This is a genomic window from Candidatus Amarolinea aalborgensis (assembly GCF_900491745.1).
GTDB classification, from domain to species: Bacteria; Chloroflexota; Anaerolineae; order SSC4; family Amarolineaceae; genus Amarolinea; species Amarolinea aalborgensis.
The window spans coordinates 1-25,137 of record NZ_UETR01000044.1 but is presented as its reverse complement, the minus strand read 5'-3'; the positions used below and the strand labels follow the sequence as shown (position 1 = coordinate 25,137).

Here is a 25,137-nt window from a genome sequence, read left to right as displayed (position 1 = left end):
GCTGCCGGCCACATCGGAGTAGATCTGCGCGCCCTTGGGACCAAACAGATACAGCGCCACATCAACCGCCAGCTTCTGCTGATCGGCCGAGATGTTGGGGTTGACGTGCCAGTAGTCTACGCCAGCGAGCGGGGTCGCGGGGCCCTTGGGGCCAGCGGGCATCGGGGCGACGCCCAGCTTGTCGCCGAGGTCCTTCTTGTAATCGCCCAGCGTCCAGGGGCCGTTGATGATCATGTCAGCCTGGCCCTGGCGGAACAGGGTGTCGGCCTTGCCGCCGTCGGTCTGGAAGTCAGCGCCAGCGGCCTTCAGGTCGGCCATGAACTGCAGAGCCTCGGCAAAGCCGCCCTTGTCAGCCGTGCAAACGCCATCGGCATCCATCAGCTTGCCGCCGAACGCGCCGGTCAGCCAGCCGAAGTTGTGGTAGTTGTTCTGGTTGATTTCGATCTTCTTGCCAGCCTTGACCATGGCCAGCAGTTCGTCGGTGGTTGCAGGCGGCGTCGGGATGGTGCTCTTGTTGTAGTACAGCGCCACGGCCTTGATGATGCCAGGCACGCCGTACACCTTGCCATCAACGACCGCGCCTTCGAAGCTGGCGGGCGGGAAGGCATCGGTCTTGCCCTTCAACAGATCATCCAGTGGGGCGAGCAGACCCGCACGCACCTGGTTGCCGGTGTTGTCATTCGGCACCGTGAACATGTCAGGGCCGCCGCCGGCTGCCACTTCCGTCTCCCACTTGTTGAAAACCTGGTCGAACGGAATCTGCAGCACGTTGACCTTGACATCGGGCATTTCGGCCTTCATCGCGGCCAGGGCCTGCGTCAGCGCCTTCTCTTCCGCGCTGCCGGTGCCGTAGGCGTGCCACAGGGTGATTTCGCCCTTGGGGCCTGTCGCTACTGGGGCCTTTGTGGCCTCTGGGGCTTTGGTGGCCTCTGGGGCTTTGGTGGCCTCTGGCGCCTTCGTGGCCTCTGGCGCCTTCGTGGGCGTTGCCGCACCACCGCAGGCGCTCAAGACCATGCCTACTACCAGGAGCAGGCCGATCAGTGTACTGAACTTACGTAACATACTTCTCCTCCGATTCAAAATGGGTTACAGGCAAAAGGAAAAAACATGCACAAGTTGCGCAGATAGCGTGAAATCAAGCGAAGTTTTTCGTTCGAACCATCACCTCCTCAATAAAAATGATGGAGACCGATGACCTAAACGGTGTCGTTTGGGTTGGTGCACGCCAATCATGATGATGTGCTCAACATGGATGGGACTGCATCTAAAAGCAATTGCAGTATACCTACAATCTAGGAACTTGTCAAACAAAAAACACACTACTTGTCAAAGACCCTGCCGTGGACGCCCAGGCAGGGTCTTGTGGATGACCCTCAGTCGTCGAGGGATAGAGTTAGAAAAGCGAACCGGATGCAGCAGAAAGTCGTCTGGCCCGGCTGCTATTTCTTGTGGCGATAAACAATGCGGCCACGCGTGAGATCATACGGCGAAAGCTCAATACGTACACGGTCGCCTAGCAGTACCCGGATATAGTATTTGCGCATCTTGCCTGAAAGATAGGCCAGCACCTCGTGGCCGTTATCCATCACCACGCGAAACATGGTGTTGGGCAAAGTCTCAGTAATGGTGCCCTCAACGGTAATCTTATCTTCTTCGTCTTTTGACATTCGAATCGTTACTCCTCAAAAACAGTGCGAAAGGCCGGGCCGCTATCAGCACAACGCAATCCGGGATCCGAGGTGACAATCATGGAAGCGCTTACGCGCCGCTTTTTTGCCATCCTGTTGAACCGGTGCGTAGCTCTTACAGGCTGTTTGAAAAGATCAAACTTATCTCACACGAAGACACAAAGAGCACAGAGAGAAGCTGGAAATGACAGCGAATAGCCTCTTTCTTTGCGTCTCTGTGTCTTTGTGTGAGCATCTCAAACAGTTTCTTAGCTCTGAATTCTCATCTCACGCTTGCGCATGGTGCGTCGAGCTTTGCGAATGGCCTTCTGCTTTTTGATGCGCCGAAGCTCGCTCTTGGGCGTAAACCAACGCTTCTGGCGCACTGTGGGCAGGATGCGCGCCTCAGCGACTGCCTTGCGGAAGCGCTTCAGCAGGTTATCCTGCGACTCACCGGGTCGAAGTTGTACTGTCATGGTCTCACCTCCCTTCTCGATGGGAACCGGTCATTCCCTGAGATGGACGCTTTCGTTTATGTCTCATCAACGAGTGAATCGTTGTACTCGTTCTCGATAAAAATATACTCACCCGCCTGGTTGGCGTGGCTGTCGTCAGCCGCAATCCAATCCGTGGCGGCGCGGCGTAGGCTCAACGCAATGCGTTGGCGATTCGATTCGATACGCAGAATCTGCGCCGACGCTTCCTGCCCCACCTCGACCACCTCGTTTGGATGCCGAATGGGGCGATGCGACAGCTCCGACAAGTGAATCATGCCCTCGATGCCGGGTTCGATCTCGGCAAAAGCGCCAAATTCCATCAGCTTGGTAATGCGCACCTGAACGATTTGCCCAGGATGGTAGCGCTGGGCGACCATTTCCCAGGGATTGGGTAATGTGCGGCGCCGGCTCAGGGCAATGCGCTGGCGGTTGTCATCCAGCCGCAGCACCATCACCCGAATGGTCTCGCCAACGGTCACCACATCGTGTGGGTTCTTCACGATCTGCCAATCGAGTTCGCTCAGATGAATCAAACCATCCGCGCCGCCAATATCCACAAACACGCCAAAGGGCCGAATCGCCGTCACGCGACCTTCTACGATCTGCCCCGCTTGCAGTTCATCCAACAGTGAAGCGCGGCGCTGCTCACGCAGTTCTTGCTCGGCCAGGCGATGGGAGAACACCAACCGCCGCTTCTTCCGGTCCACTTCGATGATTTTGACTGGCAGCATCTGCCCCACGTAACTGCTCAAGCGATCGACGCGTTCTGCTTCTGACGAACGGCCATAATCCGCCAGATGCGATGCCGGGACAAAGCCGCGGATGCTGCCAAAGGATACCGTCAAGCCGCCGCGGTTATAGCCCACGACTTCTTGTTCGGTGATCGCCCCTGATTCCAGGATGGCTTGCGTTTGCAGCCAATCTTGCTCCTGCTGTGACAGGTAGATCGAAAGAATCAGCTCTCCCGCTAAATTGTGGGGATTGACCACAATCGCCGGAATTGTGGCGCCTACGGCTAACCTGGCGCGCGCCGTCGGATCTAGTTTCGCCAGGTCGCTGGCCGGAACGATGCCATCTTGCTTGGCGCCGATATCGAGAACCAGTTCTTTGTCTGAAATGGCCACGACGACCCCCTGCACCAAGTCGCCATGTTGTGGGCGTAGATGGCTCTGTTTATCGCCCAGATACGCCGCAAACAAGGTGGCAAAATCTTCTTCCTCGTGGACTGACTTGTCGCTATCTTGGTTTTGCATCAGCTGGCCTTCTCCAAAAAAAATCTCGACCTATCCCGCGTACCCTGGTCGAGATTCAACGTCATCATTGCTCTGATGAACCTATGCTAAGTGTCATGCAACCTCACGGTTGAGCATTGAACAAAGATGTCGTTGATGAGGTTCCTCCGCTGCATTGCCAGCGAACCGACCACGAGGCCAAGTTAGTTGATGGCCGCTCCGGGTGCAAGACGATCCACGGTGACATCGTTCCCGACGTCAGGCCAGGGTGATAGCCCAATGGCTCCGTGCGCATTGATTGGCGCCAGCCGTTGCGCGCGACCGGTCAATCCGCTGCCAATTATACCAATGTGTTTCATGGCTGTCAAACAATCAATAGCAATTTCGCGCTTGTCCTCGCTGTGTGCTATAATCGCGCTGTCTTATGTTAATGTTTCACGTGAAACATTTTGACTGCGTTATAAAAAACAACCGTGAGGTTCCTGCTTTGTCCATTCCTAACAATGAACAACAGCCGCGATCGGCGCCGCTCCTGCCGCCCGATCCACCAGCCCTTTGCGACTATGAGGGTTCTGCTTATCGAGTTGAATTTTGGACTGACGCGCGCGCGTTCGAGGACCTGGCCGAACGCCGCGCGCTGCACACGCTGCTCCCGCCTCGCGGGGCGCGTCTGATTGAAATTGGGGCGGGTTTTGGACGCCTTGCCGATCTCTACGCCGGCTACTCGCAGGTGATCCTGGTCGAGCCGGCGTTGTCTATGCTGCGCCAGGCCCAGGAACGCCTGCGCCATGATCCACGCTTTGTCTTTGTGCGCGCCAATGTTTATGAGCTGCCGCTGCAGGATCAGACGCTCGACACGGTGGTCATGGTGCGTGTGCTGCATCACTTGGTGGATGTACCCCACGCCCTGGCTGAACTGCGGCGGATCGTGCGCCCGGGCGGCGCCTTCATCCTTGAGTTTGCCAACAAACGCAATCTGAAGTCCATTCTGCGCTTTGCCCTGCGCCGGCAAACCTGGAGCCCCTTCGCGCCTGAGCCTTATGAATTTGCACCGCTCAACTTCGACTTCCATCCCACCTGGGTCTTACAGCAGCTGCAGCGAGCTGGGTTTGCTGTCCAACGTCAAGTCGCGGTCTCGCACTTCCGCGCGGAATTTTTCAAGCGCCGCTGGTCCGCCGCGCGCCTGGCCGCGCTCGATAGTTGGCTGCAGCGTTACGCCAGCGGACTGAGGCTGGCCCCGAGTATCTTTGTGCAGGCGCAGGTTGCGGCCGCCGCGCCATCCTCTCCCCCCGATGGCCTGTTTCGTTGCCCAGCCTGCCATCACAACGCTCTTGTCGTCGCCGCGGACGCGTTGACCTGCCCGGCTTGCGGTCAGGCCTGGCCACAGCGCGACGGCATCTACGACTTTATTAAATGAAGCAAAAGCCGCCGCTGACGCTTAACGCCTCAGCGGCGGCGGCTTGTTACGCTTACAGAGCAGCGGCGCGACTGGCGATGCGCGCTTTCACTAGCGCCATGAACTCACTCGCCGGCATCCCGTCCTGACGCGAGCCATCCCGCCGGCGCAGAGAGACTGCGTCGTTCGCTACCTCCTGATCGCCCACGACCAGCATGTACGGCACTTTCATGCCTTGCGCCTTACGAATCTTGGCGTTCATGCGCTCGGAGCCAAGATCGGAATCCGCACGCACGCCTTCGTCGCGCAGGCGTCGCGCCAGGCTGACGGCATAGTCGTTGTGATTGTCGGTGATCGGGATGACGCGCACCTGCTCTGGCGCCAGCCAAACCGGGAAGTTGCCCGCGTAGTGCTCGATGAGAAAGCCGATCATGCGCTCGTGCGTGCTCAGCGGCGCCCGGTGAATGACGAGCGGCATTTCATCTTCGCCGTTTTGGTTGATGAACTTGAGATCGAAGCGCCCGGGCTGCGCAAAGTCCACCTGGTTCGTCGCCAGCGTAAACTCACGGCCAATCGCGCTCCAAATCTGCACGTCAATCTTGGGGCCATAAAACGCGGCTTCGTCCGGCACTTCCACAAAGGGTACGCCGCCGTTGCGCATGGCGTTGCGCACCATCTCCTCCGTCTTGAGCCACAGGCGCTCGTTGTCAATGTACTTCTTGCCCAACCCCTTGGCATGGTGCGTGCTCAGGCGCATGACATACTTTTCAATCCCAAACAGATCGAAGTACTGCCGGTACATCGCGATGACGCCCATGAATTCCTGCTCGAACTGCGCCTCTGGCACGTAGATGTGCGCGTCGTTCATCTGCATCGAGCGCACGCGCATCAGCCCAAACAGCTCGCCGCTTTTTTCGTAACGATAGCAGGTGCCGTACTCAGCCAGGCGCAGGGGCAGGTCGCGATAGCTGCGCGGTTTGGCGGCAAAGATTTTGTGGTGCATGGGGCAGTTCATCGGCTTGACGTAGTAGCGGACGCCTTCCAACTCCATCGGTGGATACATGCTCTCCGCGTAGTACGGCAGGTGCCCGCTGCGCAGGAAAAGCGACTCCTTCGTCAGGTGCGGCGTGCGCACGCGCTCATAGCCGGCCTTCATCTCCATCTCTTTCGCCAGCCGCTCCAGTTCTTCGATCAACACGCCGCCGCGCGGCAGCCACAGGGGCAGCCCCGGTCCCACCTCGTCATCGAAGGTGAAGATTTCCAACTCCTTGCCCAACTTGCGGTGATCGCGCTTCTTGGCCTCTTCGAGCATCTGCAGATACTGGTTCAACTCGTTCTTGTTGCGCCAGGCCGTGCCGTAGATGCGCTGCAGCATGGCGTTGTTTTCATCCCCGCGCCAGTACGCGCCGGCCACGCTCATCAGCTTGAACGCATCGGCCGGAATTTGCCCCGTATGCTCGACATGCGGCCCGCGACACAGGTCTTCGAACACGTCGTGCTTGTAGGTGCTAATCACCGGCGCTTCGTCCGTCTCGTTGCCGTACTCATCTACGCCGCCTTGCGCCAGGCCCGCGATCAACTCTAGCTTGTAGGGCTGTTCGTTGAAGAGCGCGCGCGCCTCGTCTGCGCTGACCTCGCGCCGCAGGAAGGGGTGACGCCCGCCGATGATCTGGCGCATGCGCTTTTCGATCACCTCCAGGTCTTCGGGCGTCAAGCCACGCGGCAGCTCGAAGTCATAGTAGAAGCCGTCTTCGATAGGCGGGCCGATGGCAATGCGCGCCTGTCCGGGGAACATCTCCATCACCGCCTGCGCCATGACGTGCGCAGCCGAATGACGCACCTTGTATAGATCATCCTTTTCGAGTTGACTTGACTTCGCCATGATTTCTCCTCCTTACGATCCTGATTTTTCGATAACAAAAAGCCTCTCGTCGTTGGGACGAGAGGCTCGCGGTTCCACCCAGGTTGAGATGCCGCGCCATCCGCGCAGGCATTTCCACTCTTTGGCCGCTAACGGCGCCAACCGGAATCTCTTACTGCTGGCAAGGCCAGGTTCAGACATTCGCTCCCAGGTGGTTTTCAACGCGTCGTTCACGACAGGGGCTTGCAGCCTATGGCCCCTATTCTCTGGCGTGACAACACGCGCCTACTCGTCCTGGTCATCGCTTTCTGTTTTTCACGTGCAGCGATTCTAGCACACCCCGTGCGCCGCGTCAATTCACCGCGGCGAACAAACAGCCTACAAAACAAAAACGCCGTGGCGACAACGCCATGGCGTTTGGTGGGCGATAGAGGGCTCGAACCTCTGACCTCGTCGATGTCAACGACGCGCTCTAGCCAACTGAGCTAACCGCCCTAACTTCCTCTATTATAACCAACTGCCGCGACTTGGCAAATCCGCAGACTTCTGAAGTTTGGCAGAGTTCGGAAGTCTATCTCTTACGCGGGCACAGGAAAGCGGCTGGCGAACTCGATCACGTCGCGGTGTACGCGTGCGATGACGGCCTGGTCTTCGACGTGGTGAACGATTTCACCAATCCAACGCCCGACCTGGCGCATGTCCTCTGGACTGAAGCCGCGTGTCGTGGCGGCCGGCGTGCCCAGGCGAATGCCGCTGGCTGTTAGGGGCGGCTTGGGATCAAAGGGAATCATGTTCTTGTTGGTGTGAATTCCCGCCGCATCCAGCGCCTTTTCGGCCGCTTTGCCGGTGACGCCAGCCGGCGTCAGATCCACCAGCATCAGGTGATTGTCGGTGCCGCCGCTGACCAGGCGCAGGCCCTGGCGCGCCAGTTCTGCCGCCAGCGCCTGGGCATTGTCCAGGACGCGCTGCTGATAGGCCACGAAATCGGGCTGGGCGGCTTCGTGGAAGGCCACCGCTTTGGCTGCGATGATGTGCATCAACGGCCCGCCTTGGATCCCCGGAAACACCGCTTTGTCAATGGCTTTGGCCCATTCTTCTTTGCACAAAATCAGGCCGGCGCGCGGGCCGCGCAGCGTCTTGTGGGTAGTGCTGGTCACAACGTCGCAGTAGGGCACCGGATCGGGATGTAGATCGGCGGCAATCAGCCCGGCGACGTGCGCCATGTCCATCATGACGTGGGCGCCCACACTATCGGCGATGGCGCGCAGCCGCGGGAAATCAAAATGGCGCGGGTAGGCGCTGGCGCCGACAACGATGAGTTTGGGGTGGTGCTCTTGCGCCAGCGCCTCCAGCTCGTCATAGTCCAGGCGCTCCGTCTCTTGGTTGACCCCGTAGTGCTTGAAATTGTACAGCTTGCCCGACTGATTGAGATGGAATCCATGGGTCAGGTGTCCGCCATGATCCAGTTTCAATCCCAGAACCGTGTCGCCCGGCTCAAGGAACGCCATGTACACGGCGGCATTGGCCTGCGCGCCAGAGTGAGGCTGTACATTGGCATGTTCGGCGCCAAAGAGCTGCTGCGCGCGATCAATAGCGAGTTGTTCCACCACATCCACAAATTCACAACCGCCGTAATAACGACGACCGGGATAACCCTCGGCGTATTTATTGGTCAAAACCGAGCCCATGGCCGCAAGCACAGCCGGACTGACGTAGTTTTCAGAAGCAATCAGTTCAATGCCGGTCGTTTGCCGCGCGCGTTCCTTTTCAATCGCGGCATAAATGACAGGATCGGTCGCGGCCAGGGCCTGGCGCGGGTCTGGAAGCTCAACCCAGGGCGCAAAGGATGGGAGCGCAGAAAAATCAGACATACGAGGCAAACCTCCTGCAAGATGAAACACAAAATGACACATCGTGCCATGTGGTCAGCATACCACTGCCTTATTTTTTTGTCAAAGGCCATGCGCAAGCCCTATCAGTGTCCGCGGCGCACCTGCGGCTGCGTTGCCAGGTTTGGACGATCGGACGCGGGTAGTAAAATGCTTGACATCTGGGGGTGTCTGTGGTATCTTTGCGCAGCAATCGAATGTAATCTTCCTAACCAACCTGACCAAGCTGCCATGCACAATGTGATTGGACATGATTGGGCCGTACACTGGTTGCGCCAGACATTGGTCAGCAACCAGGTGCGACATGCCTACTGCATTTTAGGCCCCGCGAACGTTGGCAAAATGACGCTGGCGCTCGGCTTTGCACGCGCCCTGCTCTGCACCGCCCCCGATGCGGCGGCGCGGCCATGCGAATCATGCGCGGCGTGCCACAAGACGGCGGGCGGCTTTCATCCTGACCTGCGCATGATTGCGCCTGCGGCCGACGCCAGCGCCATCGGCGTCGAACTGATTCGGGACAGTGTGGTGCGTGAGGCGGCGTTGTCGCCGTTGATGGGGCAACGCAAGGTTTTCATTATCGAACAAATGCACCTGGCAACTCCCGCGGCGGCCAACGCACTGCTCAAAACACTCGAAGAGCCGCCCGCAGCCGTGGTGATCCTCTTGCTCAGCGAGCGCCGCGAGGCCCTGCTGCCGACCATCGTCTCGCGCTGCCAGGTGGTCAGCCTGCGACCACTGGCGCAGGAAACGATTGAACAGCACTTGCGCGCGCAGCACGGTCTTTTGCCTGTACAAGCCGCCCTGCTGGCGCGGCTGAGTAATGGCCGCCTGGGATATGCCAAACTGTTGGCCGCCGACCGCGCCGCGCTGGAACAGCGCAGCCAGCAGCTCGATGACCTGGCCGGCCTGCTGGCCGCCAGTCGCGTGGAACGCCTGGCGTATGCGGCAAACCTGGCTGCGCATGGCGACCAGGTTGCGCCGACGCTGCACACCTGGCAGAGTTGGTGGCGCGATGTGTGGCTGTATCAGCAGGGCGCCGGAGGGCGCGCCATCAATGTGGACAGGGCCGCGGACCTGGCCGAACTGGCGCGACGCGTCCCGTTGGCGCAGGCGCGCGCCAGTCTGCAGATGACGGTGCGCACGGCGCAGTGGTTAGAAGGCAATGTCAATGTGCGCCTGGCGCTTGATGTGCTGCTGCTGCGCCTGCCGCACGTTTCACCGAATTAGGGCCCGGCCGATCAAAACAGGCGCGCCATCGGTCGCATACCGACTCTGGCAGCCTGAGCGTCTAAGCCTTCGATGATCCACTTGCTGGATCCGCAGCATGGATCGTAAATCCATGAGGAGCAACGATTATGCCAACCGTTGTTGGTATCAGTTTTCGGCCCGTCACCAAGGTCTACTATTTCGATCCGAACCGTTTTATGGACCTGAGACCGGGGGAATACGTGGTGGTAGATACGGCGCGTGGCCGCGAGGTGGGATGTGTGATCATGCCGCCCGGCGATGTGTCAACCGCTGAGTTGAGCGGCGGCCTCAAACATGTGGTGCGCCGCGCCACGGCCTGGGACATGGTGGAGCGAGAGCTTTACCGTCAACGTGAGGCTGAGGCCTTGACACGCGCACGACAGAAGGCGGTCGAGCATCGTCTGCCGATCAAAGTGGTGCGCACCGAATATAATTTCGATGGCGGCCGCTTGATTATCTATTTCACGGCGGATAAGCGCATTGATTTTCGCGCGTTGGTGCGCGACCTGGCGCGCCTCTTTCGTTGCCGGATCGAGATGCGCCAGATTGGCGTGCGCGACCAGGCCAAGTTCTTGGATGGCGTGGGTAAGTGCGGTCGCCGCCTCTGCTGCTCATCATGGCTGCGCGAGTTCGCGCCGGTCTCGATCAAGATGGCAAAATCGCAGAACCTGCCTTTGAACCCGACCGAAATCTCCGGCGTGTGCGGCCGCCTCTTGTGCTGCTTGTCGTATGAAAACGACACCTATGAGGATGCGCGCTCCCAATTGCCCAAAGTCGGCAGCACCGTTTTGAGCAAGCAGGGCGTAGGGCGGGTGCGCAAGCTGAATCCACTGCAGCGCACCATGTTCTTGCAGTTGGAGGACGACTCTCTGGTGGAGATTGCCGCGGACGATATTCTTGAAAACCGCGGTAAGGAGCAGCCCCGCACCTGCGGGACCTGCGGCGGGTGTTCAGTCAAGCGCAAGGCGGCTTCGGAAGGTCATGCGCCGGACGCGACGGCGCTCGAAAACCTGGATGATACTGACGAGCATGGGGCTGAGGAGTTGAACTAGCGCGGCGTGGCCGAGAAAAAAACAGGGGGCGAGAATTTTCTCGCCCCCTGTTTTTTTTCAAGGTCTTTCTCTTGGTTCTACGGTGAGACGCACAGCGGTGCGCTCCTGTCCCTGGATTTCAATTTCGGTGAACGATGGAATACAGATGATGTCAATTCCATCCTGGGCCAGATAGCCCTTGGCAATCGCAATGGCCTTGATGGCCTGATTCACGGCGCTGGCGCCGACGGCTTGCACCTCGGCATGATTGATGTCTCGAACCACGCCGGCGATCGCCCCGGCCACGGCCGGAGAGCGGGATTGCGCTGAAACTTTGATGATCTCCATTGTCGTGTTACCTCCGTGCACACTCGAACCCTGCGATGATGTATGGATGCTGCATCTGCCTGGGGGCAAGCACCACCACCGCCAGTGAATCCATGTTAGAAGGCCGTGGCATGCATGAGATGCGCAAGGCAAGACGTTGGGTCACGACAAAGGAAACGCTCTCAAACTTCGGAAGTCTACAAGATTTCCGAAGTTTGACGTCTGATATTACTTGGCATAGTCTACGGCCCGCATCTCGCGGATGACCGTAATTTTGATCTGGCCGGGGTATTCCAGGTTGTCTTCAACCTTCTTGGCAATATCGCGCGACAGCTTGATGGCCGCCATGTCGTCGGTCGAGTCAGGCCGCACGACCACACGGATTTCGCGCCCGGCTTGAATGGCGAACGACTCGGAAACCCCCTCGAAAGAGTTTGCAATCTCCTCCAGGGCGGTCAAGCGTTTGACATAAGTTTCGAGCGCCTCACGCCGGGCGCCGGGGCGAGCGCCGGAGATGGCGTCCGCAGTGGCGACGATGATCGTTTCCAGCGTTTCGGCTTCTACCTCATTGTGGTGAGCGGCAATGCAGTTGACGGCCTTGGGCGGGACGCCGTAGCGTTTGGCGATTTCTGCGCCTACCAGCGCATGTGGCCCTTCCACCTCGTGGCTGACTGCTTTGCCCAAGTCGTGCAGGAGGCCGCCCATCTTGGCGACTTTGACGTCCGCGCCCAACTCGGTGGCGATCATGCCAGCCAGGTGAGAGGTTTCGATGGCGTGATAATACTGATTCTGGCCGTAACTGGTGCGGAACTTGAGTCGCCCCACCAGTTTGAGAATCTCAGGGTGCAGCCCCTGCAATCCCGTCTCAATGGCGGCCTGATCTCCGGCTTCACGCATCGCGCGTTCAACCTCTTCGCGCGCTTTTTCCACTTCTTTCTCGATGCGCGTGGGATGAATGCGCCCATCTTGCACGAGTTTGGTCAAAGCCAGGCGCGCGACCTCGCGCCGCACCGGGTCGAAGCTGGAAATGATAATTGCTTCTGGCGTATCGTCTACCACCAGGTCAACCCCAGTGGCGGCCTCGATCGCGCGGATGTTGCGGCCTTGACGGCCAATGATGCGCCCCTTCATTTCGTCGGTGGGCAGGGCAACGGCCGAAACGGTTGACTCTGACACCTGGTCTGATGCCAGGCGTTCCATCGCCATGATAATGACGCGGCGCGCGCGGCGTTCGGCCTCTTCGTTCGCTTCAGCCTCGACCGCGCGAATGACCTTGGCCATGTCCTGGCGCGTGTCCTGTTCGATGCTCTTGAGCAGAAGCTGCTTGGCCTCTTCTTGCGTCAGGGCGGAGATTCGCTCCAGCTCAGCGATGTGCTGGCTTTCCATCTTCTCCAGGTCTTTGAAGCGTTTATCAACCGTGCTTTGGCGCTGATTGAGTCGTTTCTCGCGCTGCTCCACCTGCTCGCTGCGTTTGTCCAGTTGTTCCTGGCGTTTGTCCACGCGCTCTTCGAGGCGCTGCAAATCGCGGCGCCGGCGGTCCAGTTCGCGTTCCGTTTCTTCGCGCAGCTGAATCGTTTCGTCTTTTCCTTTGAGAACAAGTTCCTTGCTTTGGGCTTCAGCTTCGCTGATAATCTGAGCGGCGCGCAGTTCTGCAGATTGAATCGTGGCTTCGGTTTTCTTCTTGTGCCGATCGAAGCCAACGAAATAACCAACAACGACGCCCAGTATCAGGAGCACAATTCCCACGAGCAGGGTAATTACTCCGGGAGGTGGCATACGTATGTGTCCTTTCTGGCATGTCCGATCTTCTGGCGGGGACAGTTGCCATTAGTGGCGATTTTCTGAATGGTGCTCAACGGCGCCTGCGGGATCAACTTCAGCCAGCAGGCGTTCAACCGTTTTTTGAATAATATCATAATCAAAACCTCGCCGCGCCAGAAAGGCTTGCACCTTCTGCTTGAACGCGCTTGATTCTAGTGCGCGCCAGCGCGCGGCTGGTTTGCTGACTGCGGCGTAGGCTGCCTCATCGGCGGCCAGGTCTTCCAGCGCCTCTTCAATCACGTCGGGCGCCACACCTTTGCTGCGTAGTTCGTATTGCAGCGCGCGTGGCCCTTTCGGGCGTAATAGGCTGCGACTGGCAACCCAGGCCCGGGCAAAAGCCTGATCGTCTACATACCCTAGCCGAACCAGGCGCTCAATAATCTGGTCTGTGGCTGCGGCATCCAGTCCTTTGCCGGCCAGATAACGGCGTATTTCCACTTCGCTGCGCGGCCGAAAACTCAGAAACTTCAGCGCCAGGTTCCAAGCGTGCTCTTCCAAGTCAGCCGCACGCAGGGCGTCAATCTCCTGCTCGCTCAGAACCTGCCCAACACGCAGGGGCGCGGCCAGGATGGCAGCCAACCCAAATGCGTACACCTCATCGAGAAAGACATTGACGCGATCACGCGCTGTTTTCTGAAAAACCAGGGCCGTAATCGTCTTTGATCCCATCGCAGCCTAACCTTTGCGCCAACAAAAATAGCTGTGGATACCCACAGCTATGGCTACGCCCCTCGACATCTCTCATCTGAGGCCGATCAAAAACAAAAAGCCCAAACCTGGCAAAGGCATACAGCCGGTGCGCAAGCTCATGGGGCCGAATGTGTTTTCAAACGCACTCAAGCAACAGGGACCGCAGGCTTTCCGGGCGATGAACGATCGGTTGGTTATGCAAGCGTTGCATCATATCCTGTAGGTCCCTCAGAGCCTATCCGAATAATGCACGACTGGACAACAAAGAATAATAAGCCGTAAAATCCCTGAATACGGACGAAAGCATGCAAAATTGACGAGCCGACCAGCCAAGACGACGGTCATCTCGGCTGGATGCTAAGCTGTGGAGCAACGGAGGCGGACAGTCAGGCCACTGCGGGCCTATGTCTGCTGGGCTGATGCCACCAGACCAGCGGCCATCCGAATCTGATGGTCAATGGTGTCGGCCAAGACGGTGTTTTCGCGCAAGAATTGTTTGCAGTTCTCGCGACCTTGACCAAGTTTGGCATCGCCGAACAGGTAGAAACTGCCGCGCTTTTCCACCACGCCCGTGGAGACACCCAAATCGAGAATGTCTCCTTCACGCGAAATTCCTTCATTGAACATGATATCGAACTCAGCCACGCGAAACGGCGGCGCAACCTTGTTCTTCTTCACCGTGACGCGAGTTCGATTGCCCACCATTTCATTGCCGAGCTTGATGGTCTCGATTCGCCGCACATCCAAGCGCAGCGAAGCGTAGAATTTCAACGCCATCCCACCCGTGGTGGTTTCCGGGTTGCCGAACATGACGCCGATCTTTTGGCGCAGTTGGTTGGTGAAGATCATCACCGTGTTGGACTGCTTAATGGCGCTGGTAAGCTTACGCAGCGCCTGGCTCATCAGCCTGGCCTGCAGTCCAACGTGGCTATCACCCATGTCGCCTTCGATCTCGGCGCGGGGAACCAGGGCCGCCACAGAGTCTACCACCACCACATCGAGCGCGCTAGAGCGAATGAGCGCTTCTGCGATTTCGAGCGCCTGCTCGCCTGTGTCGGGTTGTGACACATACAGGTTATTCAGGTCAACGCCGCAACGCGCCGCATAGATCGGATCCAGCGCGTGTTCTGCGTCAATGTAGGCGCAGATGCCGCCGCGCCGCTGTGCTTGGGCGATGATATGCTGGCAGATCGTTGTTTTGCCAGATGATTCGGGCCCGTAGATTTCGGTGATCCGCCCGCGCGGCACGCCTCCAACGCCAAGCGCCATATCAAGAGCAAGCGATCCGGTGGGAATGACGGCCACGTGCTGCGCGGCGGCCCCAAGCAGCATCACCGCGCCCTCGCCATAGCGTTTTGTAAGGTTTGAGACGGTTGTGTCCAGTGCCTTATGTCGGTTATCGCGGCTGACAGGTTGTTTAGGCATTGACGATACGATCAATCGGTCGAAAAGTACAAAACCTTACAGAAATGCTTGTTTCGCACCCATAGTTTACAACATCCGACGCAAAAAATCAAGTTATCTGCTTATGCTAAGTACAATGAGCGCGCAAAGGCCGGCGCGCAGTCAACGCGCTCCGGCCTTTGGCTTTCATTCCAAATGATATGTCAAGGATTACAGATAGTCACGCAGTTTGCGGCTGCGACTGGGGTGGCGAAGGCGCCCCAAAGCCTGCGATTCGATCTGCCGTACGCGTTCCCGCGTCACGCCGAACTTGCGCCCGACTTCTTCCAGCGTGTAGTTGTAGCCGTCCACCAGACCAAAGCGCAGTTGCAGGATGCGCACCTCGCGCGGCGACAGGGTGTCCAACACCTCGTTGAGCACATCGCGCAACTGTTGGCGCGAGGCCGTGAACGCAGGCGATGCCACCTCTTCGTCCTCGATAAAATCGGTCAGTGACGCGTCATCCTCTTCGTGGATCGTCATCTCCAGGCTTAGGGGGCGCTCGGCCACCTGCATCACTTGCTTTACTTTGTCTGGCGACATGCCAAGCTCGCAGGCAATCTCTTCCAGGGTCGGATCACGGCCTAACTGCTGCGCCAGGTCACGCGCGGCGCGCGTGACGCGATTGATTTGTTCGTACATGTGCACGGGGACGCGAATGGTGCGTCCCTGATCGGCAATGGCGCGGGTTACAGCTTGCCGAATCCACCAGGTGGCATAGGTGGAGAATTTGTAGCCGCGCCGGTGATCGAATTTCTTGACCGCACGAATGAGGCCAATGTTGCCCTCTTGGATCAAATCGAGGAAGGGCACGCCGCGGCCAATATATTTTTTGGCGACACTGACGACAAGCCGTGAATTGGCTTTGATCAGGCAGTCTTGGGCCAGCTTGCCATCAAACATCACATGAACAAGGTCGTCACGCTGGATCGTTTCATCAGGTTCATCATCATACTCATGACGGGCCAGACGCCCCATCTCGATGCGGCGGGCGTAATCAACTTCCTCTTCGGCGGTGAGGAGGCGCACGCGGCCAATCTCTTTGAGATAGAGGCTGATTGAATCGTCGGCTTCCGAATATTGAAAATCGGCTAGATCGCCATCATCCAAGTCGGTTTCATGGTGCACCTTGCGTGCGATTGGTCGTAGACGAACCGTCGCCAGCGATTTCTCGCACAGCGCGGTCTCCTCATCATCGAGCGTCTCTACCTCTGTCCCGATCTCGCGACCCGTTTTTTCTGCCACACGTCCAAAGGCGGCAACTGGCTCGTCTTTGAGCTTTGTCATGGCAGCAAGCGGCTTGTCTGTACTGATTCTCCTATCGTTCACAAGTGCGCTCCTCCCTGGTGTTGGCGCAAGACCACAAGTGATGCGGCGACAAACCGACAGCCAACTCATGTAGTACGCATTTATAACAGAAGCCGCGGCGGCTGTAAATGATTTGGCGCAGGGTTGGTAGCAGACTTTTCATGAAAATTACGGCGTGTGAGCCGGAAGCTTGAAAAAAAATTTGACACACCTGCTTGATTATGCTATAGTCGCTGGCCTAAACGTCAATTCAAATCGTCAGTTTTTGCCATTCCTGAGGAGGGCGCAATTAGCAGTAAGCTGCAGCTACGTGTCAACGAGATGATTCGCACCCGTGAAGTGCGGGTGGTGGATGATGAGGGTAAGCAACTCGGCATTTTGCAGGTTCGTGATGCCTTGATCCTGGCCCGGCAAAAGGGATTGGACCTGGTAGAGGTCGCCCCGAACGCGGTGCCGCCTGTCTGTCGGTTGATGGACTTTGGCAAGTTCCAGTATGAGCGAGCCAAGAAAGAGCGCGATGCCCGCAAAGCCCAGAAGCAGATCGAAGTCAAGGAAGTGCGTTTGCGCCCGAAGACAGGCGAGCACGATGTGGCGTTCAAGGTGCGCGACGCCCGACGCTTTATCAGCGAGGGCAATAAGGTAAAAATCCGAATCCGTTTTCGTGGACGTGAGATTACGCATCCTGAAGTAGCCAAGGAAATGCTCGATCGCGTAGCGCAGGAGATGGGAGACATTGCCGCGATTGAACAAGCGCCGGCAATGGAAGGAACCAGCCTGCTGATGATCTTGATGCCGAAGGAAAGTTGACCTGGTCGGGTTTCGAGCCGACTATGGAACAGCCGCTAATCACAAGCAGAGCAAGACAGGTTGCCCAGGGCTGACCTGACACCGCTCTGTTTGTGTGTGCACATGGGAAGATTAAACGAAGAGAGAGCAAGGGAGAAGTTGTATGCCAAAGTTGAAGACTCACAAGTCAACAGCCAAGCGCTTTCGCTTTTCAGGCGGCGGTAAGCTCCTGCGCCGCATTCAGGGGCAAGGGCACCTCAAGCGCAAGAAAACGCCAAGCCTGAAGAGCGATTATCGCGATACGGTCACTGTGAAGGCGGTGGCTTTCGTGAAGCGAGTCAAGAAGTTAGCTCCGTACCTGGAACACAAGTAATACCTATCAACCATCATGCAGGGTGGCCAGTACGAAGTGCTATGTGGCTCCAGGCCATAGCCGCCATCCGAGGAGAAAGTTATGTCACGAGTAAAACGAGGCGTCCCGGCCAGGCAGCGACACAAAAAAGTGCTCAAGATGATGAAGGGCCAATTTGGCACACGTCATCGCCTTTTCCGTCGCGCCAATGAAGCGATGCTCAAGTCATTGTTCTACGCGACACGCGACCGCCGAAATCGCAAGCGTGAATTTCGCGCTTTGTGGATTACACGCATCAACGCGGCTTCGCGCCAAAACGGACTTTCTTACAGCCGTTTCATTCACGGTCTGCAGAAGGCCGGCGTAGCCATTGACCGCAAAATGCTGTCTGAACTGGCCGTACGCGACACAGGCGTCTTCACCCGCCTGGTGGACCTGGCCAAGCAATCTCTCTAGCGTTTGTTTCCCATCTTCCAACCAACACCGCGCTCATGCAACACTGGGCGCGGTGTTTTTACATCAGTTTTTTGCCTGGCCCCAGCCAGGGAAAGCGCCGCGTCGTGATTACCAGTTCAAGTAATGCACGAGTGAAGCTGATACGGGCCTTGCTGCACGAGCGCAAGGCGCGCCAAGACGCGCGCCTGTGGTGCCTCGAAGGTGTGCGCCTGCTTGAAGAGGCCCTCGACGCCCATCTGCAGCCGCTGTTTGTCCTGTATGCATCAGAACGCCTGACGAACCCCCGCGCTGCCGCCCTGCTGGCGCGGCTGCGCAGCCAGCAGATCGTTTGCGAGGAAGCGCGCGCCCAGGTGCTCGATGCCGTCAGCGCCACGACGACGGCCGCGGGCATCATGGCGGTGGCGCCCTGGCCGCCACCGCGTCCTTTCGCGGCCGACGGCCTCTTGCTGATTCTGGACGGGTTGAGCGATCCAGGCAACCTGGGCACGGTGCTGCGCACGGCCCTGGCGGCTGGCTGCGTTGGCGTGCTGCTTGCCCCCGGCTCCGTGGATGAGTACAACCCCAAGGTGGTGCGTTCAGCCATGGGCGCGCACCTGCGCTTGCCCTTGCGCCGTCTGGAGACATGGCAGGAAGCCGCGGCGGTCGTGGCGGACCGTCGAGTCTGGCTGGCCGATGCGCATGGCGAGATGCTGTACGATGCCGTGGATTGGCGGACGCCCGCCGCCTTGATCATTGGCAGCGAGGCCGCAGGCGCCAGCGCCGACGCACGGCGCCTGGCGGCGGGTGCGGTCAAGATTCCGATCGCCCAAGCCGAGTCGCTGAACGCGGCCGCAGCAGCCGCCGTTTTTTGTTTCGAGGCTGCGCGCCAGCGCCGTCACCGGGATCAACCGAACCCACCGCGCGTATGATTAACTTCCGCCTAGCAGGTTGCCCAGGTTGATGTTCGTTCCGCCACTGCTGCCGCGGCCGCCCACCTGCGGCATGAACTGCGCCACCTTTCCTGCCAGTTTGGACATCGGCATCGTTTGCAGCCAGACGCGGCCCGGCCCCCGCAGGGTCGCCAGGAAAAGCCCTTCGGCGCCCAGCAGAAGATTGCTCAACCCGCGGATGATTTGGACATCGAAATCTACTGTCGGTTCGATCATGGCAATATGGCCGGTGTCCACTTTGAGCATCTGATTCGCCTGCAAGTTGTACTCGACCACATCCCCGTCAATCTCCACAAACACCGTCCCAGGCCCGGTCAGGCGTTGCATGATAAAGCCTTCGCCGCCGAAAAGGCCGGCGCCCAGGCGCTTACGAAACTGCATGTCAAGGTCAACTGACTTCTCTGCGCACATGAAGGCGTCTTTCTGCACGATCATGGACTGTCCAGCGTCCAGCTTGAGGTCAATGATGCGGCCAGGGAACTCACTGGCGAAAGCGACGATGCCTGGCTGGTTGTTCGCCACGGTGAAATCAGTGACAAACAAGGATTCACCGCTGAGCGCGCGCTTGAACATCTTGCCCAGGCCGCCGCCGGTGTTGGTGTTCATCTCGATATTCGAACTCATCCAACTCATGCCGCCAGCTTCCGAGAAAATGGTCTGGCCCGGCTCCAGTTGAATGGTCACGACTGGCAGGGTGGCGCCAGCAATCTGATACTTGAGGTCGTTTGGCATGGTTTCTCCCTTGTGTTTGTTTTCTATCCTCTACACGCTTACGAATACGGGTCAGCCAGGCGCAGGTTTCATGACCCACGCGCCAGAAAATTGGCGGATAGTTGACAGCCCGCAGACAGCCTTCTCGCGTCAGATGTGGTACAATCCCTGCGCCCGCTGAAGCATACCCGATAGGCGCGGAAGCCTGTGAGTTTACGCGGCCCAAACGATAGGTCAGCAACCTGCCTGGAAGGCAGGTAAAGAAGCAAGGAGTCTCTATGTTCATTGCACGAGCACTCAGCGTGTTTGGTTGGTTGTTGTTGTTGGCTTTCTTGGCGTATGTTGTCAACGTGGTCTTGGGTCGCAGCCGCGGCACCACCACGGCCCGCCTTTCTCCGCCGCTGTTGGTTGGATGGCTGCTCATCGCGCTGATTGTGATGACCCTGGGGGCCGGCGTCGTGGTGGTTGACGCCGGTGAAGTCGGCGTCGTCTTCAATGCCATCAGCGGCACCCGCAATCAACCGCTGTATCCAGGCATCAACTTTATTGTGCCCTACGTGGAAACCGTTTATCGTTACAGCACCCTGGAACAGGTCTATACGATGACCAAGGTGGCCAATGAAGGCCCGGTGCAAGGCGACGACTCGCTGTGGTCGCCAACCGCCGAAGGCTTGCAGGTTGGGATTGACTCGTCCACGCGCTATAAGCTGAACCCGGCGCGGGCGGCGGACATTCACAACAACCTGCGCGACTATGAAAACATCTTGGTGCGCCCCACGATTCGGTCGGTTGTGCGTTTGATGGTGTCGCAGAACAAAGTGACCGACGTCTATGGCACGAAACGCGCGGCGATTCAGGTTGAGATCGAGAAGATGATCCGCGAACGATTCGAAAAGGAAGGCTTGCTCCTGCTGGCCTTCGATATTCGTAATGTCAACTTTACCGATGACTACGCCACGTCCATCGAGCAGAAGCAGATTGCGCAGCAGCAGGCTGAACAGATGCAGTTTACTTTGCAGCGCGAAGAACAGGAGGCCCAACGTAAGCGGATCGAGGCCGAAGGTGTCAAGACGTCTGCCATTTTGCGCGCGCAGGGCGAAGCAGAAGCGCTGCGCCTGGTCAACGAGCAGATCGGCACGAACGACAACTTGTTGGTTTACCGCTACATCGAGAAGCTGGCGCCTAACATCAGCGTGATGCTCCTGCCGTCAGGCAGTCCCTTCCTGGTGAACCTGGATCAGCTCAAGGGTGGGACAGCCCCCTCCGCAACCAACCCACCGAAATGACCGCGGCCGCTGAGCGGCGTTCTCATCGGTTGTAACTGCTCAGGCATCCTGCGCCAACGGCAGCCGCCGAATGAATTCGGGGCGAAAGGGCGTTCCGCCGCCAGGTCAGCCTGCGCCGACCGGCATCGTGTCTGCGCAGAGGCGTCCGGCGTTCCGCCGCCAGGTCAGCCTGCGCCGACCGGCATCGTGTCTGCGCAGGTAGGCGTCCGGCGTTCCGCCCATCAGACGCGAATTCACTCGCTCTTGTAATCAGAAGCCGGGCCATCAGCCCGGCTTTTGATTTGGCGCCCCCGGCAGGACTCGAACCTGCGACGCACGGTTTAGGAAACCGACGCTCTGTCCCCTGAGCTACGAGGGCACATGGATGTCTGCGATGAGTCAGGCTAGAGCAGCCGCTGATTTTCGCATCCGCTCACGCGCAAGTTTAGCATGAAAGCCTGTTTTGGGCAAGGCGTCCGCGCCAGGCCAGGACGAACCAGGTTGCAGCCGCGGCCATGAAGAGCAGGTCAGCCCCAAGCCCGGCGCGTTGACCCAGCCACAGCCAGGCCTCATCGCCGCGCAGCAGCTGCAGCCCGGCGTCTGTCAGCGCGCCCAGGAACAAGGCGACGCTGGCGAGCACGCCTGGCGTCAGGCCTCGTGTGCGCAGCCGCGCCACGCCCAACAGCAGCGCCAGGCTGAGGATGACACCCAGACCCTGCACGGGTGCGCGCGGCAAAAAGACGCCGTAGAGGTCAGGCCAGTCGAAGGCTGCCAGCCAGGGCCAGCGCACGATGTCCACCGGCCGCCCATACGCGCAGCCGGCGCACCAACAGCTCAGCCAGGCCGCGGTTTGCAGCAGAATCAGCGGCGGTGCGCAGCGGTCAGCCGCGGCCCATTGGCCTGGTTGGCGGCGCGCACGCCAGGCCAATGCGGCCAGAAAGCCGGCCAGCGCGCCGTGGGCCGAAAGACCGCCTTCCCAGACATGCAGGGCTTGCAAAGGATGCTCGCGAAAGTAGGCCCATTGCGCCAACACGTACACGATCCGCCCCACAGTCAGCGCGCTGAGGAGCAACGGCAGGGCGTCATCCAGCGCGCGGCGCAGGGCAGCCGGCCAACCGGCCGTCAGGCGCGAGAACTGGCCGCGCAACGTCCGTCGGTCTGACCCTGCATGTAACTGCACACCAGACGGGCGCTGCCGCTCGGGGTCAGCCCAAGCCAGCCAGAGCAGCGCGGCCAGCAGGCCGCCGCTCATGAGCAGGCTGTACCAGGCCACGCGCACAGGGCCGACAACAACGACCGGCGGAAACAACGGCCTATTCCGTCAAGTCGCGCAGGCGGCGCACTTCAAGCTGGAATTTTTCATGCAAATGCGCCAATTTTTCCGGGGAGGTGGACTCGGCCGTAATGATGATATGAGGATAGTCGGGATCGGGGCGGATGAGCACCCATTCGCGCTCGTCGTATATCAGCTTGATGCCTTCCTGGGCCTCGCCGGTGTGATGAATTTCGGTCAAGCGCCGCATCACGCTGCCTTTGATTTCCCACGGGCAGGCCACACGCCGGCTCTCCATATTGATTTCTGGCAAGCTGCTCACTAAGTCGGAAAGCGGTTCTTGCTGCGTCGCCAGGAATTCCAGTAGCTTGGCTGTCGCCATCAAGCCGTCGGTAACCGGTTGGAATTCTGGAAAGATGAAATTACCCGCGCCGTCGGTTGCCAGAATGACTCCTGGCTCCTGCGCCGCGATCATGAGCGCATGGAGATCGGCGCGCGTGCGCGTCACCTTGCCCCCGTGCTGATCGGCCAGGCATTCGAACGCATGGGAGGCGTCAATCGGCAGCACGATGGTGCCAGCCCCTTTGCTCTGCAGGGCCAGGGTGGCCATGAGCATCGCGGTCGTTGTGTCGGAAAGGCTGTGACCGTGATTGTCTACGAGGAAGATTTTTTCGCCGGCCACATCGAGCAGCAGGCCTAAGCTGGTATTGAGCGCGCCGGCAATGATGGCAAGCTGGCGCAGATTCGCGTCAAATTCATCCTGCTGCATGGCAATTTTCAACGCATCGACGCGCGCGTTGAGCGGCACGACATCCACATTGAGTTTAGCCAAGAGGGGCGGTAAGACATCCGTGTTGGGCGAATGGGCATAGTCAACCACGATCTTGAAGCGGGCATGGCGGATGGCCTCCACATTCAACGCCTGCATAAAGCCCGTGGCATAGCGTTCCGTGACCAGGTTCGGGTACTCGATGCTGCCAATGTCGTCCATGTAGGCGCGGCGAAAATCCTCGCGGAAGTAGATGCGTTCGATATTGCGTTCGCTCTCTTTGCTCAGATTCAGGCCGTTGGCATCTATGAATCGCACATCAACCACGCGCTGATCATGGGGCGACAGGCGCACATGCACGCCGCCCAGCGCTTCGGTGACGCGGGTAAAGTAGCGCGCCACGGGTATTGGCACGTTGCCCAGGTCCCAGACGTTGACGCCAGACGAGGGCAAGCCAGAAATGATAGCGCGCTTCAACATGCGGGGGCTGCGGTGCGGATCGCGGTTGATGGTGACGTAGGAGCCTTTGGGCAGCGTGGCGCCAAAGGCCGATCCAAGCCGCGCGCAGAAATCGGGCGTCAGGTCAACGTTGACCACGCCGGTCACGCCAAAACGGCCAAATAGAATCCGGCGCCCCTGGCTCCCCCAGATGATGGACGATTTGACCGTGGCGCCTGCCTCTACCTCTTTGCCCGGCCACAGTTTGACGTTGCTGTGGATGACCGCGCCCTGGCCAATGACGCAGCCATCGCCAATCACACTGCCTTCATAGAGCACGCTTTTGGCTTTCATGGTGGATTGGCGACAGACAATCGTGCCCCGCAGTTCGGCGCCTTCGCCAATGTAGCAGTTGCGCCAAACCAGGCTGCGATCCACCTGCGCGCGGTTGTCCACGATGGTGTAATCGCGAATCGAGGTGGGGCCGTGAATGACCGCCCCGCCCTTGATCTTGACCTCATTGCCCAGGTAGATTGGGCCGATGAGTTGAGCATCGGGTGCAATTTCGACGTTGTCGCCGGTCCAGACGCCGCCGCCGTGGTAATGGCCCAGCGGGCCAAGCCGAACCTGTCCGGTGAGGACATCGGCCGAGGCGCGACGATATTCGGTCAGGTTGCCGATGTCGCACCAATAGCCTTCAGCGACATAGCCGTAGAGCGGCGCGCCCTTTTCGAGCAATAGTGGGAAGATGTCTTTGCTCCAGTCAACGCTGCGCCCTGGCTCAATCAGATCAAGGATGGACGGATCGAACACATAGATGCCGGTGTTGACCGTGTCAGAGATGACATCGCCCCAGCTTGGTTTCTCGTGCAGACGCGTGACGCGGCCTTCATCGTCGGTCACAATGACGCCATACTCTAGCGGGTTGGGCACGCGGTAGAGCACCATAGTGGCAAGGGCTTTTCGTTGGCGGTGCCATTCCACGATGCGCGGCAGGTCGAAGTCCGTCAGCGCGTCGCCGCTGATGACCAGGATGGGATCGGCCTTGTCCAGTTGCGCACTGGCATTGCGCACACTGCCGGCTGTACCCAACGGCGCTTCTTCCACGGCGTATTGGATCTTCACGCCGTAAGTCTGACCGTTGCCAAAATAGTCCTGAATGTAGTCGGCCATGTACTGCAACGTCACCACCACGTCGGTATAGCCGTGGCGCTTGAGCAATTCCAAGATGTGCTGCATGACCGGCTTGTTGACCACGGGCACCATCGGTTTCGGGCGGCCGACCGTCAAAGGCCGCAAACGAGAGCCTTCACCCCCTGCCATTACAACGGCATTCATAGCACCACCTCCGGTTCAACCGGTCCACCCCAAGCCCCGGTGAGCAGCCGATCGCACAATAAACCTGGATAGATCATAGCAGGGAGACCCCATCGCCAGATGGCGGGAAGATGAACACCATCGAGTCAAACATCGAAGCATGGTTGACGTTGGCCCGCATGTCGGTTAAAATAGAGTTGCCACACGGCTTGGTTTCGTACATTGGCATGTCGTTCTTGATCTCACTGGAGTTATTCATGCCTGCATCCGATCTTCGACATTTTGACCTGGAGACGCTGCGCGCTCTGCGGCAGCAGCAGCGCGACAACCTGGCGTTCCTACTGCAAACAGCCGCCCTTGTCGGGGGCGAAGAATTTGCGAACCTCGAATTACGCAATCAGCTGCGTCATGTACGCACGCACATCAGCGAG

Annotated in this window: 24 protein-coding genes, 2 tRNA genes and 1 other annotated feature; of the genes, 10 read left to right on the top strand and 16 right to left on the bottom strand. The window is 58.9% G+C overall.

Features of this window, described 5'->3' with window-relative positions; translation table 11 throughout:
• From ACPQ6D_RS21820 to ACPQ6D_RS21805, 4 genes are all read right to left on the bottom strand, one after another.
• Positions 1-1,062, bottom strand: a 1,062-nt coding sequence (locus ACPQ6D_RS21820; protein WP_423226464.1) for a sugar ABC transporter substrate-binding protein, incomplete at its 3' end; no start/stop codon positions are given.
• A gap of 377 nt (positions 1,063-1,439) precedes the next feature.
• Entirely contained in the window at positions 1,440-1,667 is a 228-nt protein-coding gene (gene infA / locus ACPQ6D_RS21815) for a translation initiation factor IF-1 (RefSeq protein WP_423226463.1), read from the bottom strand.
• 269 nt (positions 1,668-1,936) lie between these two features.
• Positions 1,937-2,143, bottom strand: a complete 207-nt coding sequence (gene rpsU / locus ACPQ6D_RS21810) for a 30S ribosomal protein S21 (RefSeq protein ID WP_423226462.1) — start codon at positions 2,141-2,143, stop codon at positions 1,937-1,939.
• A gap of 56 nt (positions 2,144-2,199) precedes the next feature.
• On the bottom strand, positions 2,200-3,417 hold the full coding sequence (locus tag ACPQ6D_RS21805; RefSeq protein WP_423226461.1) for a 30S ribosomal protein S1: 1,218 nt from the start codon (positions 3,415-3,417) through the stop codon (positions 2,200-2,202).
• Positions 3,418-3,883: 466 nt separating this feature from the next.
• Here ACPQ6D_RS21805 and ACPQ6D_RS21800 point away from each other — a divergent pair, with 466 nt between their 5' ends.
• Positions 3,884-4,813, top strand: coding sequence for a methyltransferase domain-containing protein (locus ACPQ6D_RS21800; protein WP_423226460.1), 930 nt, complete (start codon positions 3,884-3,886; stop codon positions 4,811-4,813).
• 52 nt (positions 4,814-4,865) lie between these two features.
• Here the strand turns inward: ACPQ6D_RS21800 and thrS are convergent, their stop codons facing one another.
• From thrS to ACPQ6D_RS21785, 3 genes are all read right to left on the bottom strand, one after another.
• Positions 4,866-6,674, bottom strand: a complete 1,809-nt coding sequence (gene thrS, locus ACPQ6D_RS21795) for a threonine--tRNA ligase (protein ID WP_423226459.1) — start codon at positions 6,672-6,674, stop codon at positions 4,866-4,868.
• A 50-nt stretch (positions 6,675-6,724) separates the two neighbouring features.
• Positions 6,725-6,964, bottom strand: a binding site (T-box leader).
• A 107-nt stretch (positions 6,965-7,071) separates the two neighbouring features.
• A tRNA-Val gene (locus ACPQ6D_RS21790) sits at positions 7,072-7,148 on the bottom strand.
• Positions 7,149-7,231: 83 nt separating this feature from the next.
• A complete protein-coding gene (locus ACPQ6D_RS21785) occupies positions 7,232-8,524 on the bottom strand; it encodes a serine hydroxymethyltransferase (protein ID WP_423226458.1) in 1,293 nt (430 codons plus the stop codon).
• A 249-nt stretch (positions 8,525-8,773) separates the two neighbouring features.
• Between ACPQ6D_RS21785 and ACPQ6D_RS21780 the strand changes: the two genes are divergently transcribed.
• Both ACPQ6D_RS21780 and ACPQ6D_RS21775 read left to right on the top strand, forming a co-directional pair.
• Entirely contained in the window at positions 8,774-9,769 is a 996-nt protein-coding gene (locus tag ACPQ6D_RS21780; protein WP_423226457.1) for a DNA polymerase III subunit, read from the top strand.
• A gap of 128 nt (positions 9,770-9,897) precedes the next feature.
• On the top strand, positions 9,898-10,842 hold the full coding sequence (locus ACPQ6D_RS21775) for a PSP1 domain-containing protein (protein ID WP_423226456.1): 945 nt from the start codon (positions 9,898-9,900) through the stop codon (positions 10,840-10,842).
• Between the two features lie 57 nt (positions 10,843-10,899).
• On the opposite strand, the gene ACPQ6D_RS21770 is transcribed toward ACPQ6D_RS21775, so the two are convergent.
• The 3 genes from ACPQ6D_RS21770 to ACPQ6D_RS21760 form a co-directional block, all read right to left on the bottom strand.
• The gene (locus tag ACPQ6D_RS21770) at positions 10,900-11,169 is read right to left on the bottom strand and encodes a stage V sporulation protein S (RefSeq protein WP_423226455.1); all 270 of its coding nucleotides are present in this window, start codon (positions 11,167-11,169) and stop codon (positions 10,900-10,902) included.
• Positions 11,170-11,376: 207 nt separating this feature from the next.
• Positions 11,377-12,924, bottom strand: coding sequence for a ribonuclease Y (gene rny / locus ACPQ6D_RS21765; protein WP_423226454.1), 1,548 nt, complete (start codon positions 12,922-12,924; stop codon positions 11,377-11,379).
• 51 nt (positions 12,925-12,975) lie between these two features.
• Complete coding sequence (locus ACPQ6D_RS21760) at positions 12,976-13,638, bottom strand: RecX family transcriptional regulator (protein ID WP_423226453.1); 663 nt, start codon at positions 13,636-13,638, stop codon at positions 12,976-12,978.
• A 49-nt stretch (positions 13,639-13,687) separates the two neighbouring features.
• On the opposite strand from ACPQ6D_RS21760, the gene ACPQ6D_RS21755 reads away from it, so the two are divergent.
• Positions 13,688-13,882: a hypothetical protein gene (locus tag ACPQ6D_RS21755; RefSeq protein ID WP_423226452.1), complete on the top strand. Its 195-nt coding sequence runs from the start codon at positions 13,688-13,690 to the stop codon at positions 13,880-13,882.
• Between the two features lie 179 nt (positions 13,883-14,061).
• Here ACPQ6D_RS21755 and recA read toward each other — a convergent pair whose 3' ends face one another.
• On the bottom strand, positions 14,062-15,084 hold the full coding sequence (recA, locus tag ACPQ6D_RS21750) for a recombinase RecA (RefSeq protein WP_423226451.1): 1,023 nt from the start codon (positions 15,082-15,084) through the stop codon (positions 14,062-14,064).
• 189 nt (positions 15,085-15,273) lie between these two features.
• Positions 15,274-16,431 (bottom strand): RNA polymerase sigma factor RpoD, encoded by a 1,158-nt coding sequence (gene rpoD, locus ACPQ6D_RS21745; protein WP_423226450.1) that lies wholly within the window; start codon positions 16,429-16,431, stop codon positions 15,274-15,276.
• A gap of 249 nt (positions 16,432-16,680) precedes the next feature.
• Here rpoD and infC point away from each other — a divergent pair, with 249 nt between their 5' ends.
• From infC to ACPQ6D_RS21725, 4 genes are all read left to right on the top strand, one after another.
• Positions 16,681-17,217: a translation initiation factor IF-3 gene (gene infC, locus ACPQ6D_RS21740; protein WP_423226465.1), complete on the top strand. Its 537-nt coding sequence runs from the start codon at positions 16,681-16,683 to the stop codon at positions 17,215-17,217.
• Positions 17,218-17,359: 142 nt separating this feature from the next.
• Positions 17,360-17,569 carry a large ribosomal subunit protein bL35 gene (locus ACPQ6D_RS21735; protein WP_423226449.1) on the top strand — a complete coding sequence of 70 codons (210 nt, stop codon included), beginning with the start codon at positions 17,360-17,362 and terminating at the stop codon, positions 17,567-17,569.
• A gap of 81 nt (positions 17,570-17,650) precedes the next feature.
• The gene (gene rplT / locus ACPQ6D_RS21730) at positions 17,651-18,004 is read left to right on the top strand and encodes a 50S ribosomal protein L20 (protein ID WP_423226448.1); all 354 of its coding nucleotides are present in this window, start codon (positions 17,651-17,653) and stop codon (positions 18,002-18,004) included.
• A gap of 104 nt (positions 18,005-18,108) precedes the next feature.
• A complete protein-coding gene (locus ACPQ6D_RS21725; RefSeq protein ID WP_423226447.1) occupies positions 18,109-18,912 on the top strand; it encodes a TrmH family RNA methyltransferase in 804 nt (267 codons plus the stop codon).
• Here the strand turns inward: ACPQ6D_RS21725 and ACPQ6D_RS21720 are convergent, their stop codons facing one another.
• Entirely contained in the window at positions 18,913-19,665 is a 753-nt protein-coding gene (locus tag ACPQ6D_RS21720; RefSeq protein ID WP_423226446.1) for a TIGR00266 family protein, read from the bottom strand.
• A 257-nt stretch (positions 19,666-19,922) separates the two neighbouring features.
• Here ACPQ6D_RS21720 and ACPQ6D_RS21715 point away from each other — a divergent pair, with 257 nt between their 5' ends.
• Positions 19,923-20,930 carry an SPFH domain-containing protein gene (locus ACPQ6D_RS21715; RefSeq protein WP_423226445.1) on the top strand — a complete coding sequence of 336 codons (1,008 nt, stop codon included), beginning with the start codon at positions 19,923-19,925 and terminating at the stop codon, positions 20,928-20,930.
• 282 nt (positions 20,931-21,212) lie between these two features.
• On the opposite strand, the gene ACPQ6D_RS21710 is transcribed toward ACPQ6D_RS21715, so the two are convergent.
• The 3 genes from ACPQ6D_RS21710 to ACPQ6D_RS21700 form a co-directional block, all read right to left on the bottom strand.
• A tRNA-Arg gene (locus tag ACPQ6D_RS21710) sits at positions 21,213-21,288 on the bottom strand.
• Positions 21,289-21,354: 66 nt separating this feature from the next.
• Complete coding sequence (locus tag ACPQ6D_RS21705) at positions 21,355-22,218, bottom strand: prolipoprotein diacylglyceryl transferase family protein (RefSeq protein WP_423226444.1); 864 nt, start codon at positions 22,216-22,218, stop codon at positions 21,355-21,357.
• Between the two features lie 4 nt (positions 22,219-22,222).
• A complete protein-coding gene (locus tag ACPQ6D_RS21700) occupies positions 22,223-24,727 on the bottom strand; it encodes a sugar phosphate nucleotidyltransferase (RefSeq protein WP_423226443.1) in 2,505 nt (834 codons plus the stop codon).
• Between the two features lie 110 nt (positions 24,728-24,837).
• Here ACPQ6D_RS21700 and ACPQ6D_RS21695 point away from each other — a divergent pair.
• The coding region (locus ACPQ6D_RS21695; RefSeq protein WP_423226442.1) for a hypothetical protein at positions 24,838-25,137 on the top strand (300 nt) is incomplete at its 3' end.